The organism is Arthrobacter silvisoli (genome assembly GCF_003369445.1).
Classification (GTDB): domain Bacteria; phylum Actinomycetota; class Actinomycetes; order Actinomycetales; family Micrococcaceae; genus Arthrobacter; species Arthrobacter silvisoli.
Genome location: NZ_QRCU01000014.1, coordinates 44989 through 59926, shown reverse-complemented (window position 1 = coordinate 59926; position 14938 = coordinate 44989). Strand labels below are relative to the sequence as shown.

Here is a 14938-nt window from a genome sequence, read left to right as displayed (position 1 = left end):
GCTTAGACGCGGGCGCCGTTGTCGGAGTCGTCCTTCTCGCGGGGAAGCCGCATGATGAGGTAGACCACCGAAGCCAGGAACGCCGCGACCATGCCGAGGATGGCCGGCAGGGGCGCCGAACGCCAGAACATCGCTGTGAACAACAAGGCGAGGGGGCCGCCCATGGCGCCCACCCAGGCCAGCATCGTCAGGGGCTCGGTTCCTGCCAGGCTGGGCGGATCCTCCGGAACGAATGCCCCGCCGTCGTCGGCCGCCTCGTAGTCGCGCGGCCCGCCGGGCAGGGCGTCACCGGAGTCCGCTGCGTCCGAAAGGGCCCGGGAGAGCCCCAGCGGGTCGTAGTCGCTGAACCTGCTGGGACGCAAGCCCGGGCCGGCCGCATCCGCACGGCTGCCGGGAAGGTCGCCGGGGCCATCACCGGGGACGTCGTTGGTGGTGTCCGGGAGGTCTTCAAGGATCTCGTCCGGCATGGCCTCGAGCCTGGCCACGAGGTCGAGCCAGACGGCGTCGTCGTCCTTGTTTGCGCTCTGGTCCGCGGAATCGGGCCCCGGCCTGTTCATTGGTGGCGTCCTTCGGGTCCGGATTCTTCAAGGGCAGAGTCCTCCAGCGCGGCGCCGGGGTCCTCCGTGGTCAGTTCGGCAACGGTCTTCCGGATGAACTCCGCGGAGGCCTGGAAGATTCCCGGCGCGTCGTTGTCCAGGGTGGCCACGTGGTAGCTGTTCTCCAGGATGGTCAGCTCCACGGGGGCCGTCACGAGGCGCCGCAGCTGCCGGATGCTGGCGTCGGACACCACATGGTCAACGGAGGAGCGGAACACCCGCACCGGCGCGGAAATCCGGGGAAGCAGTCCCAGGGTGTCCTTGTACAGCTTCTTCAGCTCGTGGCCCGCGGCCACGGGGGTGCGGGGGTAGGCACCTTCGTCCATGCCGGGTTTGCGGATGTCGTTGGCGATGGGCGGGGTGGTCTTGAGGACATGCTTGAGGATGCCCACCACGGCCGCGCGCGGGTCATCGATCACCAGGCCCGGATTGATCACGATCGTTCCGGCGACCGGGCGGGTGGCCCCGATCCGCAGCGCCAGCGCCCCGCCCATCGAGAGCCCCGCGGCGAACACGTAGTCGCATTCGGCCTGCAGCTCCAGGTAGGCGGCATCAACAGCGTTGTGCCACTCCTGCCAGCGCCGCGTCGCCATGTCCTGCCACGTAGTGCCGTGGCCTGGAAGCAGCGGCAACCGGACGGCGAAGCCCTCCTCGGCGAGGTACCGCGCCCACGGCCGCATGCCGTGCGGGCTGCCCGTGAATCCGTGGCACATCACCACCCCGACGCTGGGGCCGGAACCGGTGAAGTTGCTCGTGAACGGCGAAAAATCGGGGAGAGTGGTCATGATGACTCCGAGGCTACTCTGTGGGCGGCGTGCCGCAGGAAAAAGGCGGCGGATTCTTCGAGGATCAGTGGTGCGTCGAGGTCGAGCGTCGCGACGTGCCCGCTGTGCGGCAGCGGCACGACGCGCAGCTCCTTGCTCCCGATGCGTTTACTGATCATCGCCAGGGAAGTTGGTGGCACCACGGCGTCCTGCGCCGACTTGAACACCAGTGCCGGTGCCGTGATCGCCGGAAGCGAGCGGGCGGTGGAACGGAACAGTTTCTTGAGCTCGTGGACCGCTGCCAGCGGCGTGCGGGAATAGTCGCCATCGTCGGTGGGCGCCGCCGTCGGGTCTTCTTCCTCGACCGGTGCCGTGGTGCGCATGACGTGCTTAAGGGCGCCGATGTACCGGACCCGCCGGTCATAGAAGCTGAGGCCGGGATTCACGACGACGACCCCCGCCACCGGGTGCCGGGCTGCGGCACGCAGCGCCACCGCGCCGCCCATGGACAGGCCCGCCACGAAGCAGCGGGAGGTCCGGCCTGCCAGCTCCAGGTAGCTCCCCTCGAACGTCCCGTACCAGTCCTTCCAGGACGTCCGGGCCAGGTCCCGCCAATCCGTGCCGTGCCCCGGCAGTAGTGGGACCGTAACGGCGAAGCCCAGGGCGGCGAGGTGTTCGGCCCACGGCAGGACGCTGAGGGGGCTGCCGGTGAATCCATGGCAGAGAGCGATTCCGGTGCGCGCGTTGTCCCCGTGGCCGGCATACCGGAACGGCCGGGGACTGTCCGGGACGCTGCTTTCCGTCATGAGTCCATCGTGTCACTCTTCCGCAAAATTCACACAGGAGTAGGGTGGCAATTGAGCGCCGGGGCGACGCGTCCGGCCATATTCATATGCCGCCCGGGGAGGAACCAGCCGTGTTCTATTGGGTCATGAAGCGGATCTTCATCGGTCCCGTCCTCAAGCTGCTGTTCCGTCCCTGGATCAAGGGACTGGACAACATTCCTGCCGAAGGCGCAGCCATCCTCGCCTCCAACCATCTGTCCTTCTCCGACTCGATCTTCCTGCCGCTGATGGTGCGCCGCCCGGTGATCTTCCTGGCCAAGTCCGAGTACTTCACCGGCACCGGACCCAAGGGCAGGCTCACCGCGTTGTTCTTCCGGCTCACCAAGCAGCTGCCCATGGACCGCTCGGGCGGCGCGGCCTCCGAAGTGTCCCTGCAGGCAGGCAAGGACGTACTCCTGGGCGGGGGACTCCTGGGCATCTACCCGGAAGGAACCCGCAGCCCCGACGCCCGCCTGTACCGGGGCAAGGCCGGCGTGGCCAAACTGGCGCTGCAGACCCGTGTGCCCGTGGTCCCGGTGGCCATGATCGGTACCGAAAAGGTGCAGCCCATCGGCAAGCGGATCCCGAACATCCGGCGCATCGGGATGATCATCGGGCAGCCGCTGGACTTCAGCGAGCACTACGGCAACGAGGAGGACCGCACCGTCCAGCGCACGGTCACGGACCGGATCATGTACGAGATCATGCGGCTTTCGGGGCAGGAGTACGTGGACGAATACGCGGCGGACGTGAAGGCCCGGCTCGCCGGCCATGACGACGGAGGCGGGACCGGCGGAAAAGTGTGACGGCGCCGCCCGTGCCGGTTACGGCTGCCGAGTCCCCAAAGAGGGCGGCCGCCCACTAGTCTTGTAGGGTGACTGAGCTAATTCCCGCACCCTCCATGACAGGCCCCATGACAAGCACGGCGCAAAGCGGCGCCGCTGACTATCCGGGCCTTGACGACTGGCGTCTACTGCCCATCTCGCAGCAGCCCACTTGGTCGGACAGGGACGTCTTCGACGCCGCCGTCAAGGAACTCTCGGTTCTCCCTCCGCTGGTGTTCGCCGGCGAGGTGGATGTCCTGCGCGAACGCCTCGCCGCCGCAGCCCAGGGCCGTGCCTTCCTGCTCCAGGGCGGTGACTGCGCCGAAACCTTCGAGGGTGCCACCGCGGACAAGATCAGCGCCCGCGTCCGGACCATCCTGCAGATGGCCGTGGTGCTGACCTACGGTGCTGCGATGCCCGTCATCAAGATGGGCCGCATGGCAGGCCAGTTCGCCAAGCCGCGCTCCTCCAACGATGAAACCCGCGACGGCGTCACCCTGCCGGCGTACCGCGGCGACATCGTGAACGGCTACGACTTCACCCCGGAATCCCGGGCCCACGATGCCGGCCGCATGCTGAAGGCGTACCACACCTCCGCCTCCACCTTGAACCTGATCCGCGCCTTCACGCAGGGCGGCTTCGCCGACCTGCGCCTGGTCCACCAGTGGAACAAGGGCTTCACCGAGAACCCGGCCCACGCCCGCTACGAATCCCTGGCCAGGGACATCGACCGCGCCATCCGTTTCATGGACTCCTGCGGCGCCGACTTCGAAGCCCTCAAGCGCGTCGAATTCTTCGCCAGCCACGAAGCCCTGCTGCTGGACTACGAGCGTGCGTTGACCCGCATCGACTCCCGCACCGGCCTGCCCTACGACACCTCCGGCCACTTCCTGTGGATCGGCGAGCGTACCCGCGAACTCGACCACGCCCACGTGGACTTCCTGTCCCGCGTGCGCAACCCGATCGGCGTGAAGCTTGGCCCAGGCACCACCGGCGACGACGCCTTGCGCCTCATCGACAAGCTGGACCCGAACCGCGAACCCGGCCGCCTCACCTTCATCACCCGCATGGGTGCGAAGAACATCCGGGAGAAGCTGCCCGCCGTCGTCGAACGCGTCACCGCGTCCGGCGCGCAGGTGCTGTGGGTCACCGACCCCATGCACGGCAACACCGTCACCTCGCAGAACGGCTACAAGACCCGACGCTTCGACGACGTCATCGATGAGGTCCGCGGCTTCTTCGAGGTGCACCAGGCCTTGGGCACCGTACCGGGCGGCCTGCACATGGAGATGACCGGCGACGACGTGGCCGAGTGCCTGGGCGGATCCGACCCGATTGACGAAGCAGCGTTCGCCGACCGCTACGAGTCCGTCTGCGACCCGCGCCTGAACCACATGCAGTCCCTCGAAATGGCCTTCCTGGTGGCCGGGGCACTGGCAAAGCACTAGCACGAACGTACACTTGAGGCCCCAAAACCGCCGCGGTTTTGGGGCCTCAGCTGTATGTTCGCGTGGGACCCCGGAGCCTAGACTACGCGCAGGGTGACGGTGGAACCTTCCGGCGCCAAAGTGTCCACGGGGTCCTGTTCCCGAACGGTCCCGAAGAAGCCTCCGTAGAGGTTCTCGATCTTCACTTCGAAGCCGAGTTTCTTCAGCTCCTTTTCGGCTTGCTTGGCCTGCTTGCCGACGAAGTTCGGAACCTGGACCATCCGGGGCCCCTTCGACAGGGTGAGTGTCACGGTGCCGCCGCGGTTCAGTGTGCCGTCCGACGGCGACTGGCGGAGCACCGTGCCGGCGGGAGCCTTCTTGTCAAAGACCTCTTCCGCGGCGATTTTCGGTGTCAGCCCGGCATCGCTGATCGCCTTGCTTGCCGAAGCCTGGTTCATGCCGCGGACATCCGGAACCGGGATCGGCTGGGGGCCTTTTGAAATCACCAGGGCCACGGCTGTCCCGTGACGCACCGGTGTGTCCTTGGCCGGCGCCTGCGAAACGACCGTCCCGGCCGGCGCCTGTTCGTCGTACTTCTCCGAGACCCGGCCCAGTGTCATCTCCGCGCCGGACAGCGCTTCCTTGGCCTGGTCCAGGTTCAAGCCAGCCAGGCCCACCAGCGGGAACATCTGCGGGCCCTTGGAGACGAACAGCGTCACGGTTTGGAACTTGCGGATTTCCGTACCTGCCGCGGGGTCGGTACCCACCGTGTAACCGGACTTCACCTCGTCATCGAAGACGTCCTGGGCATTGGACTGGAACCCGGCCGTGCGCAGGAGCTGTTGGGCTTCCTGGGCCGGCTTGTTCTTGAGTTGCGGAATGGTGCCCGGAGACCCGGGGCCCATGCCGAAGAACCAGCCGGCTGTCCCGGCCAGGATGGCCAGAAGCAGTATCACCAACGCCCAGACGACGGCGCGGCGGCGGGGACTGCCCTCCCGCAGGGTGCGCGACGGCGTAGCGGCCGCCCGGGCGTGGTCCTTTTCGGCCTGGCGCGCGGCCCGTTTCTTTTCGCGCGGGGAGAGCGTGGCAGGGGCGCTGTCCTCGCCGCTGCCGCCGGGCAGCGCCGGCGGCAGCACCGACGTCGGGAAGGACTGCGCTGAAAAACCCTGCGCTGAAAAGCCCTGTGCTGGCTGGGGCAGGACCGACGTGGGGTGGTGGTCCAAAGAGATGATTTCCGTCCGGCCTTCGCCGACTTCCCCGGCGCCGGTCTGCTCCAGCAATTCGGTGTGCGCGGGGTCGGAGACTGCCGTGCTTGGAACGGCCGCCGGGGGAGCGAAGTCCAGCTGGCCGTCGTCCAGCGTGGTCCGGATGTGCCGCAGTTCGGAGAGGAGGGCGCCGCCGTCGACGGGGCGCTCCTCGGGGTCCTTCGCGGTGCACCACTGAACGAGTTCGTCCAGGTCGACGGCCAGGCCCGGCGCGGCCGCCGAGGGCGCCGGCAGTTCCGTGTTGACGTGCTGGTACGCCACCTGGATGGGCACTTCGCCGGAGTAGGGCTGGGCGCCGGTGAGCATTTCGTAGAGCATGACACCCGCCGAGTAGATGTCGCTGCGGGCGTCGGCCGCCTGGCCCAGCACGAGCTCCGGTGCCAGGTAAGCGACCGTTCCGATCAGGGAGCCGGTACTGGTGGTTGCGGTGACGGCACGGGCCAGGCCGAAGTCGCCCACCTTGATTCGGCCGTCGTCGGCGATCAGGACGTTTTCGGGCTTGACGTCGCGGTGGATCAGCCCGGCGGCATGGGCTGCGGCGAGGCCTTCGATGACCGGGTCGATCAGGGCCAGGGCCAGGCGTGGGGAGAGGGCGCCCTTTTCCCGGAGGACGTCGCGGAGTGTGTGGCCCTTGATGTACTCCATGACGAGGTACGCCGTGTGGCCGTCTTCGCCTTGGTCGAGCACGCCCACCACATGGGGGTGGGAAAGGCTGGCAGCGGCACGTGCCTCCCGGCGCAGGCGCTCCAGGAAACTGGCGTCGTTCGCCAAGTGCGGGTGGAGGACTTTCAAGGCGACATCGCGGTCCAGCCGTTTGTCCGTGGCCAGGTAGACGGTGGACATTCCGCCGCCGGCGAGCCGGGCACGCACTAGGTAGCGGCCGTCCACGAGGGAGCCGAGAAGATGGTCCGAAACTTGTTCCTGCACCCTACGATCCTAAGTGAGCAAAGACAACGGGCCCGAATCGTCCATGCGATCCGGGCCCGTTGCGTAGCTTGTCGAGCGTCCTAGAACTGCTTCATCAGGGCCTTTACCGAGGCCACGTACTGCTTCGTGTCCGCGTACATTCCGTGCTTGCTGACGGAGTATTGGCCTTGGTAGTAGCCGGCGATCGCCAGGTCAAGGGTCTTGCTGGTGCTGACCAGTGCGCGGATGATCGCCACGCCGGCGGTTGCGTTGTCATAGGGATCAAGCAGGTTGAGCTTGCGGCCCACCAGCTCGGAAGCCCATTCGCCCGAGGACGGAATGACCTGCATGGTGCCGATGGCGTTGGCGGGGGACACGGCGCGCTGGTTAAAGCCGGATTCCTGGTAGGCGAAGGCCATGGCCAGCGAAGGGTTGACGCCCATGCGTCGTGCGGTGTCCGCCACGATGTTTTTCATCTGCTCCCGGGTGGGAACCGGTGACGCCTCGAGGATCGCCTTGTTCCTGTTCGCGGAGCTGACGACAGCGGCCGGGTACGTGTAGCCGAGGAAGGAACTGGGAACCAGCGGCTTGGAGCTCGACGCCGCTTGGAGCGCGGAACCGCCCGGAATCGCCAGCTTCTGCCCGGGGTAGATGATCGTGCTGGCCTTGAGCCGGTTGGCCGAAAGCAGCTCGGACAAGGAGACCTTGTGCCGGTACGCGATGCCGCCAAGGGTGTCGCCGGCCCTGATGGTGTACGAACCCGGGGACGCGGCCGGGGCCGAGGCCGCCGGACGGGGGCTGGCCGGCGCTGCCGCGGTGCTGACCTTGATCTTCTGACCCGGGTAGATGATGGAGTTGCCGTTCAGGCCGTTCCAGGCAAAGACCTTGGACAGCCCGACGCCATGGCGTTCGGCGATCCCGCTCAGGGTATCGCCCGGCTTGACGGTGTACGTCCCGGTGGGGACTGCGGCCGGGGCCGCGGGGCGCGATGCCGGTGCTGCGGAGGAAGCGTTGAGCTTGACCCGCTGGCCCGGATAGATGATCGAGGTGGGGGAAAGCCGGTTGAGCTTCAGCACGGAGTTGGTGTTCAGTCCGTGGCGGGCGGCGATGCCGCTGATGGTGTCGCCCGGCTTCACTGTGTAGCTGGTAGGGACTGCCGTGCCCACCTGCGCCTGCAAGGCCGAGGGAAGGGCGGCGGCAACGGACGACGCCGGGATGACGGTACCGGAAGCCTGCGCGGCCTGCGCCTTGATGGCGGCGGCGAGCGTGGCGGGGATGCGCTGCGGCTGGGAAGCAGGTGCGGTTGCAGCCGCCGGTTGCGCCAAGGCCAGCGATGAGAGCACGACGGCGGGCAACGCTGCAGTAGTGGCCGCAAGCATGGGCATGCTTGTTGTCTTCTTGGACGAGCGTGGGGTCGTCATAGGAAATCCTCATCTCAGCTGCGGGCCTTCGCGGAACGCTGCTGCCAGTGATACCAATGTTACTAATGTGCAAAAAGTTGCAGTTGTGATCAAAGTGAATCTCTCACATATTTGGCAGAGGCACAAGAAAACAGCTGCTCATTGGCACATTCGGGCATAAACCGGCATTGGAAAGCGGTGCGGACCCGGCTAGGCGAAGCGGCCCGGGGCGTGGCAACCTTGTTTCCGTGAGTACTGTAGAAAGCCTTGTTTCCGAATGGCTGCCGCTGCCCGATGTCGCCGAAATCCTCGACGTTCCCATTACCAAGGTCCACGGACTTCTGGATGAGCGCGCACTGGTGGCGCTGCGGGTAGGCGAACGGAAAATCCGAAGTGTCCCGGCCCTTTTCATCCAGGACGGCCATGTGCTGGACAGCCTGAAGGGCACCGTCGCCGTGCTGGGCGATGCCGGCTACACCGATGAGGAACTCATCGTCTGGCTCTTCACCCCGGACGAGTCCCTGCGCGGCCGGCCCGTTGATGCCCTGCGCGAAGGCCGCAAGACCGAGATCCGGCGCCGGGCGCAGTCCCTGGCCTGGTAGCCGCACCCCTTCAAATAGAGGCCTGCTTAATAGAGGACGGCTGAAACGCAGGACGACGGCGGCAGTTCACCTGCCGCCGTCGTCATCTGTTTAACCAGTTGTTCGCCTGGGCTGATTACCGGCTCAGGCGGCGCGGCTCACTGCCGCCTCGGCGAGGCCGCGGAGCGCAGACATGGGAAGGTCCTCGAGGGGGAGCCGTTCCAGGGCTTCGAAAGCCTGGCCGCTGAGCTCGTCGATCATGGCCTCGGTGGCGGCAAGGGCGCCGCAATCGACCATGATCTGCCGGATCTTCCCGACGTCGCTTTCGTCCAGGTCCTGCCGGCCGAGCGTGGCATCAAGGTAGGCGGAGACGGCCGGTTCGCTCTGGTTGATCGCGAAGCCGACCAGGACGGTCCGCTTGCCCTCGCGCAGGTCGTCGCCTGCAGGCTTTCCGGTTGTCCCGGGATCGCCGAAGACGCCCAGGACGTCGTCGCGCAACTGGAAGGCCTCACCCAGCGGAAGCGCGAACGCCGAATAGCCCGCCAGCAGGGCTTCGTCAGCGCCGGCCAGGGCGCCGCCAAGGCCCAGCGGGTGCTCGGTGGAATACTTCGCCGACTTGAACCGGATGATCGAGGTGGCCCGGTCCACCGCGCCTGCACGGTCCCGCACGGGTCCGGCAACTTCTTCGAGGATGTCCAGGTACTGCCCGGCCATGACCTCGGCGCGCATCAGGTTGAAGATGCGGCGCGCTGCAGTTCCCGACGCTGCCCGCGGTCCGATGCCGGCGAAGGCCTCTTCGCTGAAGGACAGGCACAGGTCGCCGGTCAGGATCGCCGCGGCGTGTCCGAAGCGTTCCTCGTCCAAGGCCCAGCCTTCGGACTGGTGGAGCTGGCTGAAGCGCCGGTGCACGCTGGGCCCGCCGCGGCGGGTGTCCGAGCGGTCGATGATGTCGTCGTGGATCAGGGCTGCGGCCTGGAACAGTTCCAGGGCGCAACCGGCGTTGACGATGTCCGGGTGCGCCGCGTCGCCGCCGGCCCCCCGCCAGCCCCAGTAGGCCATGAGGGCGCGGAGGCGTTTGCCGCCGGTCACCAGCTTCGAGATCGAATCCATGAGCGGCGCGACGTCCGGGGAGATGCCGGCCATGACAGTTTCCTGCCCGGCCAGGAAGCTGTTGAGTCCCGCTGCGACGTCAGCGATGAAGCGGCCCTGTTCCGCTGCGAGCTGCGATGCCGTCATTTCAGGGACCCTGCCGCAACGTTGGCACCGACCGTGAAGGTGGACACGCCCGCCTCCTCGACGACGGAGATGTTGGCGGTTTCGCCATTGGCCCGGACGAAGTCTTTGGATTTTGTGCCGCCGACGTTGTCGCCGGGCACGGCCTTGAAGCCCTGTGCGGAGAGCGCGGAGGTGTAGTAGGCGAAGACTGACGACGCCGGAGCAGCGATGGTGCCCACAAGGGCTGCCGAGGCGGGGGAGGAGTTCTTGTCGAGGCTGCTGGACTTGATGCTCGCCTTCGGCATGAGCGGGACCAACCTCTGCGGGAATCCCGGCGCGAGCGATGCGACCGCCGCCGCAGCCCCCGCAGCCCCCGCAGCCGGGGAAGCCGACGACTCGAGGGCAGGCGGCGACGCCGGCACCACCTGAGGCAGACCAGCGGGGGAAGACGAGGGGGAAACTGAAGTTGAAGGGGCCCCACACGCAGCAGCAGCCAGGGCAACGCCGGCAGCGCAAGCAGCCATCGCTATGCGTTGGTGCTTTCGGTAGAACTTCACAGGGTATTCCTCCTGGGGACGGTGCCGGATGCTCCTACAGTTTAGCCTTCGGCCCTTGCCGGATTTCGCGGGACAGATCCGGGCCTCGGACCCGTCGGGCCGCCGGGCATAGGATCTTCATGTGAGAACGGACGGAGACGCAGGCGGCGCCGTCGGGCCTCTTGACCCGGCAACCCTGAAAGAGCTCCGGCGCACCAGTATCCTGCACGTGGACATGGATGCGTTCTTCGTCTCGGTGGAATTGCGCTCGCGTCCTGAGCTGCGCGGCAAGCCGGTCATTGTCGGCTTCCCTTCGGAGCGCTCCGTGGTGCTGTCCGCGTCGTACGAGGCGCGCGGCGTCGGTGTGAAATCCGCCATGCCCATGGCCGTTGCCATGCGACTGTGCCCTACCGCCGTCATTCTCGAGCCCCGCCACCACCTGTACTACGAAGTGTCCGCGGAGCTGATGCGGATCTTTGAATCGATAACCGACCTGGTGGAGCCGCTCAGCGTCGATGAAGCGTTCCTCGACGTCGGCGGGGCCATCCGGCGGCTCGGCGCGCCGCTCGGGATCGCCAAGCTGATCCGGCGCAGGGTGTCCGAGGAACTCGGCATCACTGCTTCGGTGGGGATCGCCGCCAACAAGTTCGTGGCAAAAATCGCTTCGACACGCTGCAAGCCGGACGGGCTGCTGCTGATCGAGGCGGACCGCACGGTGGAGTATCTGCACAGCCTGCCCGTAAAGGCACTGTGGGGCGTAGGCGCCAAGACCGCGGAGGTGCTGGCCAGGCTGGGCATCCGCAGCGTCGCGGATGTGGCTGCCACGCCGCCGGCCGCCCTGCGGAAGATCCTGGGGGCATCAGGGGAGCACGTCCACAGGCTGTCCATGGGACTCGACCCCCGCCCTGTGACCCCGGTCCGGCTGGAGAAGAGCATCGGGGCGGAGGAGACCTTCGCCGTCGACACTTTCGATGACGACCTTCTCCACCGGGAACTGCTGCGCCTCTCGCATCGCACGGCCACGAGGCTGCGGGCCAGCGGAATGCTGGCGCGGACTGTTGCTCTGAAACTACGCTATGCGGACTTTTCCACGGTCACCCGGAGCAAGACGGTCCATGCGCCGGTGGACAGTGCCCAGATTGTGTACCAGGTGGCCTCCCAGCTGCTCGCCTCGCTCGGCAGCAGGCCCATGAGCGTCCGGCTCATCGGGGTGCGCCTGGAACAGCTTGAAACGGCCGGCGGTGCGGCACTGCAACTGAGCCTGGACCGGCGGGACGACAACTGGCGCTCGGCGGAGCAGGCGCTCGACCAAGTGAGCCGCAAGTTTGGCGGGAAAACGGTCCTTCCGGCCAGGCTCCTTGAGCCGGGTAAGGAAAAAGGTCCGGACGGGCCGCGATAGTGACGGAAAGCCGGCTCTGCACACTTGGAGCGTCTTTCAGAACTGTGCGCAACAAACTATCCTAGAAATACACAGAATTAGATCGTCTGGACAAAGTGCCTCATCGCGTCTGGTTCCATGGACAAGGACTGGGAACCCTTTTTCAGGCCGGTCCGTTTAGGGATACAGAGGCGGTGGGTGCCGCTTATCTGGACCGTGGCCGGTTACAAGCCTGGCCGACTACAAGGAGGTCGCGATGCCCCTCTCGGAGCACGAACAGAGGCTTCTCGAGCAACTTGAGAAGCAGCTGCATGAGGACGATCCGAAGTTTGCCAATTCCATGGGGTCGGATCCCATCCGTGCCTGGTCCACCCGGCACATCATCATGGGAGTCCTTGGCACCATCGCTGGTGTTCTGCTCTTGTTGGTTGGCGTCTCCCTCCAGAACATCTTCCTGGGCGTGCTCGGGTTCATCGTGATGGGTGCCGGCGTTTACTTCGCCACCCTCCGCAGGATTTCCGGGCGGAAGCTCAAGTCGCGCAAGTCCGGCAAAGCCAAGAGCTCGTTCATGAACAACCTCGAAGAGCGCTGGGACGAACGGCGCCGCGGCGACGACTAGCCAAGCCCGGATGGAGGGCTCCCCGGAACCCTCCACTTCGCACCACAGACAACGCATCTGAGGAAAAAGGACCCGCTTGACGGGTCCTTTTCCATTTAAGCGCGTGCCTAGAAACACTGGCCCGCCACAGGGCGCACATGTCCCTCCACTTCCCGCCACACCCCTGATTCCCCGGGTTTCCGCGGCACTATCCGCGCCAAGTGGAGCCGAAACGCCCGCAGCTTCGTTGACTGTGGGGACTTGTGGAGTAAAGTGGAGGACGTAAGAGGGTAGTGGCGGAGTGGGGCAGGTACGGCACCTTTTCACGGACGGGCGGTGGGCCAGTGTTTCTGGGCACGCATTCGCCGCGTCTTGACGAGAAGGGACGGATCATCCTCCCCGCCAAGTTCCGCGAGGAACTGGCAGACGGTCTGGTCCTCACCCGGGGGCAGGAACGCTGCATCTACGTCTTCAGCCAGCGGGAATTCGAACGTATCCACGAATCCATGCGGGAGGCCCCCATCTCCTCCAAGCAGGCGCGTGACTACATCCGGGTTTTCCTGTCCGGAGCCTCTGACGAGGTGCCTGACAAGCAGGGGCGCGTGACGATTCCGCCGGCGCTCCGGGCCTATGCAGGACTCGACCGGGAACTGGCGGTCATTGGAGCCGGCACCCGGGCCGAGATCTGGGACGCCCAGGCCTGGAACGAATACCTGGCCGAGAAGGAAGCCGCCTTCTCGGAAACCGACGACGACAACCTTCCCGGATTCATCTAGGTGGATTCATCCGGATACCGGGCAGGACCCGCTTCTTGGACGGGATCTCCAGCCGCCCATTGCTTCGCCAACCTGGCTCACCTTCCCCGGAGCCAGGCGGACGCAGCGATAGGCGCGGATGGGGATCCGGCCCAAGAAGCATTTAAGAGCCAGTGAACGACGCCCGAGGAGGCCGCATGGACGGGCAGGACACGCCGAAGCCGACCTCTGAGCGCCATGTGCCGGTCCTGAAAGACCGGTGTATCAATTTGTTGGCACCCGGATTCGAAGCCGCCCGCAGCCGCGGCGAAACGCCGGTGGTCATCGACGCGACCCTCGGCATGGGTGGCCATTCGGAAGCGATGCTCCAGCGTTTCCCCGACCTGCACCTTGTGGGGATCGACCGCGACGAGGAGGCCCTCGCCCTCGCCGGGGAGCGGCTTAAGCCTTTCGAGAAGCGGACCGACCTGGTTCACGCCGTGTACGACGAAATTGAAGACGTCCTCGAGGACCTCGGCCTGTCCGAAGTGCACGGCATCCTCATGGACCTGGGCGTCTCCTCCCTCCAACTGGACGAAAGGGAGCGCGGCTTCGCGTACTCCTACGATGCTCCCCTGGACATGCGGATGGACACCAGCCGCGGCCAGACCGCTGCCGACGTCGTGAACACCTACTCCGAAGAGGACCTCGTACGGATCATCCGGAAGTGGGGCGAGGAGAAGTTCGCCGGCCGGATCGCGAACCGGATCGTCGCGGCCCGTGCGGAGAAGCCCTTCACGACCACGGGGGAACTCGTCGAACAGATCCGCAGCGTGGTGCCGGCCGCGGCCGCCAAGTCCGGTGGGCACCCTGCGAAGCGCACCTTCCAGGCGCTGCGGATCGAGGTCAACGAGGAACTCGATGTCCTCGAGCGGGCCATTCCCGCCGCCGTCGATTCCATTGCCCTTGGCGGGCGCGTGGTGGTGATGTCGTACCACTCGCTCGAGGACAAGATCGTCAAATCGGTCTTCCAGAAGCGTTCCAAGTCCTCGGCCCCGTTGGGATTCCCGGTGGAGCTTGAAGAACACAAACCCGAACTGAAGATGCTGACCAAGGGCACCGAGGTGCCCACCGCCGAAGAAATCGCCGAGAACCCCCGGGCGGCTTCCGCCCGGCTGCGGGCCGTTGAACGAATCAAAGCAAGGAGAAACGCATGAGCACCGCTGCTGCCAAGGCATCGCAGTCCACTGTGGGCAACACGGCGCGTACCCTGCCCCTGCGTTCGCCCGACGCCGACCGCAAAGTCCGCACGCCGCTCTCCGTGGTGCGGAGCGCCCCCGGGAAACGCCGCGTGCCGTTCTTCGTTTTCTGCTTCGGTGTGCTCGCGGCCGCATTGCTGACCGTCCTCGTGCTCAATATCTCCGTCTCCACGGCGCAGTACAACCTGGTCCAGTTGAAGGCGCAGGATGCCACGTTGACGAAGCAGAACCAGGAACTGACACAGCAGCGACAGGCGTTCGAAGCTCCCCAGAATCTGGCGGCCAAGGCTGCACAATTGGGAATGGTTGCTTCCACTGCCAAGGGCCAGATCAACCTGGAGACACTGGCGATCACCGGCACTGCGACGCCGGCACTCAAGGGTGTAAACCCGGGTGCCGTCATTGCGCCTCCGGCGATCACCGGCCAGCTTGATGTGGTGCCGCCGGCAAGCATCAAGGAACCACTGGCGAGCCACGCTCCGTCCAAGGACGCAGATGACAAGGCCGGGGACAAGGCCAAGGACAAGGACAAGCAGGCAGCCAAGACCGCGGAGCCGAAAACCCCGGCCGTGAACCTCAACGGAGGCTCGGTGCCGGCCCCCCAGCAGAAGGTGCCCGGGCAGTAAGCCTC

The 14938-nt window shown here is 66.2% G+C and carries 16 protein-coding genes; 9 read left to right on the top strand and 7 right to left on the bottom strand.

Going from position 1 to position 14938, the window contains the following annotated elements; genetic code table 11:
* Positions 1-2: 2 nt before the first annotated feature.
* Genes DWV11_RS02335 through DWV11_RS02325 form a run of 3 tightly spaced genes read right to left on the bottom strand, consistent with a single transcriptional unit; the run spans position 3 to position 2166 of the window.
* Positions 3-557 (bottom strand): hypothetical protein, encoded by a 555-nt coding sequence (locus DWV11_RS02335; protein WP_115787292.1) that lies wholly within the window; start codon positions 555-557, stop codon positions 3-5.
* Positions 554-1381: an alpha/beta hydrolase gene (locus tag DWV11_RS02330; protein WP_115787291.1), complete on the bottom strand. Its 828-nt coding sequence runs from the start codon at positions 1379-1381 to the stop codon at positions 554-556. The genes DWV11_RS02335 and DWV11_RS02330 overlap by 4 nt, the downstream gene beginning before the upstream one ends.
* A complete protein-coding gene (locus tag DWV11_RS02325; protein ID WP_115787290.1) occupies positions 1378-2166 on the bottom strand; it encodes an alpha/beta hydrolase in 789 nt (262 codons plus the stop codon). Before DWV11_RS02325 ends, DWV11_RS02330 begins: the two co-directional genes overlap by 4 nt.
* A gap of 110 nt (positions 2167-2276) precedes the next feature.
* Between DWV11_RS02325 and DWV11_RS02320 the strand changes: the two genes are divergently transcribed.
* Entirely contained in the window at positions 2277-2990 is a 714-nt protein-coding gene (locus DWV11_RS02320) for a lysophospholipid acyltransferase family protein (RefSeq protein ID WP_115787289.1), read from the top strand.
* Positions 2991-3085: 95 nt separating this feature from the next.
* On the top strand, positions 3086-4456 hold the full coding sequence (locus DWV11_RS02315) for a class II 3-deoxy-7-phosphoheptulonate synthase (protein WP_115787288.1): 1371 nt from the start codon (positions 3086-3088) through the stop codon (positions 4454-4456).
* A 77-nt stretch (positions 4457-4533) separates the two neighbouring features.
* On the opposite strand, the gene pknB is transcribed toward DWV11_RS02315, so the two are convergent.
* Positions 4534-6627 carry a Stk1 family PASTA domain-containing Ser/Thr kinase gene (gene pknB, locus DWV11_RS02310; RefSeq protein ID WP_115787287.1) on the bottom strand — a complete coding sequence of 698 codons (2094 nt, stop codon included), beginning with the start codon at positions 6625-6627 and terminating at the stop codon, positions 4534-4536.
* A gap of 80 nt (positions 6628-6707) precedes the next feature.
* Complete coding sequence (locus DWV11_RS02305; protein ID WP_115787286.1) at positions 6708-8027, bottom strand: lytic transglycosylase domain-containing protein; 1320 nt, start codon at positions 8025-8027, stop codon at positions 6708-6710.
* A 227-nt stretch (positions 8028-8254) separates the two neighbouring features.
* On the opposite strand from DWV11_RS02305, the gene DWV11_RS02300 reads away from it, so the two are divergent.
* Positions 8255-8608 (top strand): Rv2175c family DNA-binding protein, encoded by a 354-nt coding sequence (locus DWV11_RS02300; protein WP_115787285.1) that lies wholly within the window; start codon positions 8255-8257, stop codon positions 8606-8608.
* 123 nt (positions 8609-8731) lie between these two features.
* Here DWV11_RS02300 and DWV11_RS02295 read toward each other — a convergent pair whose 3' ends face one another.
* Entirely contained in the window at positions 8732-9823 is a 1092-nt protein-coding gene (locus tag DWV11_RS02295; protein ID WP_115787284.1) for a polyprenyl synthetase family protein, read from the bottom strand.
* Positions 9820-10107 carry a hypothetical protein gene (locus DWV11_RS20545; RefSeq protein ID WP_342767698.1) on the bottom strand — a complete coding sequence of 96 codons (288 nt, stop codon included), beginning with the start codon at positions 10105-10107 and terminating at the stop codon, positions 9820-9822. The genes DWV11_RS02295 and DWV11_RS20545 overlap by 4 nt, the downstream gene beginning before the upstream one ends.
* Between DWV11_RS20545 and DWV11_RS20540 the strand changes: the two genes are divergently transcribed.
* The 6 genes from DWV11_RS20540 to ftsL all read left to right on the top strand — a co-directional run bounded on the left by DWV11_RS20540 (position 10106) and on the right by ftsL (position 14933).
* On the top strand, positions 10106-10231 hold the full coding sequence (locus tag DWV11_RS20540) for a hypothetical protein (RefSeq protein WP_342767697.1): 126 nt from the start codon (positions 10106-10108) through the stop codon (positions 10229-10231). The genes DWV11_RS20545 and DWV11_RS20540 overlap by 2 nt on opposite strands.
* Positions 10232-10534: 303 nt before the next feature.
* Positions 10535-11737, top strand: coding sequence for a DNA polymerase IV (dinB, locus tag DWV11_RS02285; protein ID WP_342767699.1), 1203 nt, complete (start codon positions 10535-10537; stop codon positions 11735-11737).
* Between the two features lie 235 nt (positions 11738-11972).
* A complete protein-coding gene (locus DWV11_RS02280; RefSeq protein WP_115787283.1) occupies positions 11973-12335 on the top strand; it encodes a DUF3040 domain-containing protein in 363 nt (120 codons plus the stop codon).
* Positions 12336-12658: 323 nt separating this feature from the next.
* Positions 12659-13090, top strand: a complete 432-nt coding sequence (gene mraZ, locus DWV11_RS02275; RefSeq protein ID WP_115787282.1) for a division/cell wall cluster transcriptional repressor MraZ — start codon at positions 12659-12661, stop codon at positions 13088-13090.
* A gap of 176 nt (positions 13091-13266) precedes the next feature.
* A complete protein-coding gene (rsmH, locus tag DWV11_RS02270) occupies positions 13267-14265 on the top strand; it encodes a 16S rRNA (cytosine(1402)-N(4))-methyltransferase RsmH (RefSeq protein ID WP_115787281.1) in 999 nt (332 codons plus the stop codon).
* Positions 14262-14933 (top strand): cell division protein FtsL, encoded by a 672-nt coding sequence (ftsL, locus tag DWV11_RS02265; protein ID WP_115787280.1) that lies wholly within the window; start codon positions 14262-14264, stop codon positions 14931-14933. The genes rsmH and ftsL overlap by 4 nt, the downstream gene beginning before the upstream one ends.
* The last annotated feature ends 5 nt before the right edge of the window (positions 14934-14938 follow it).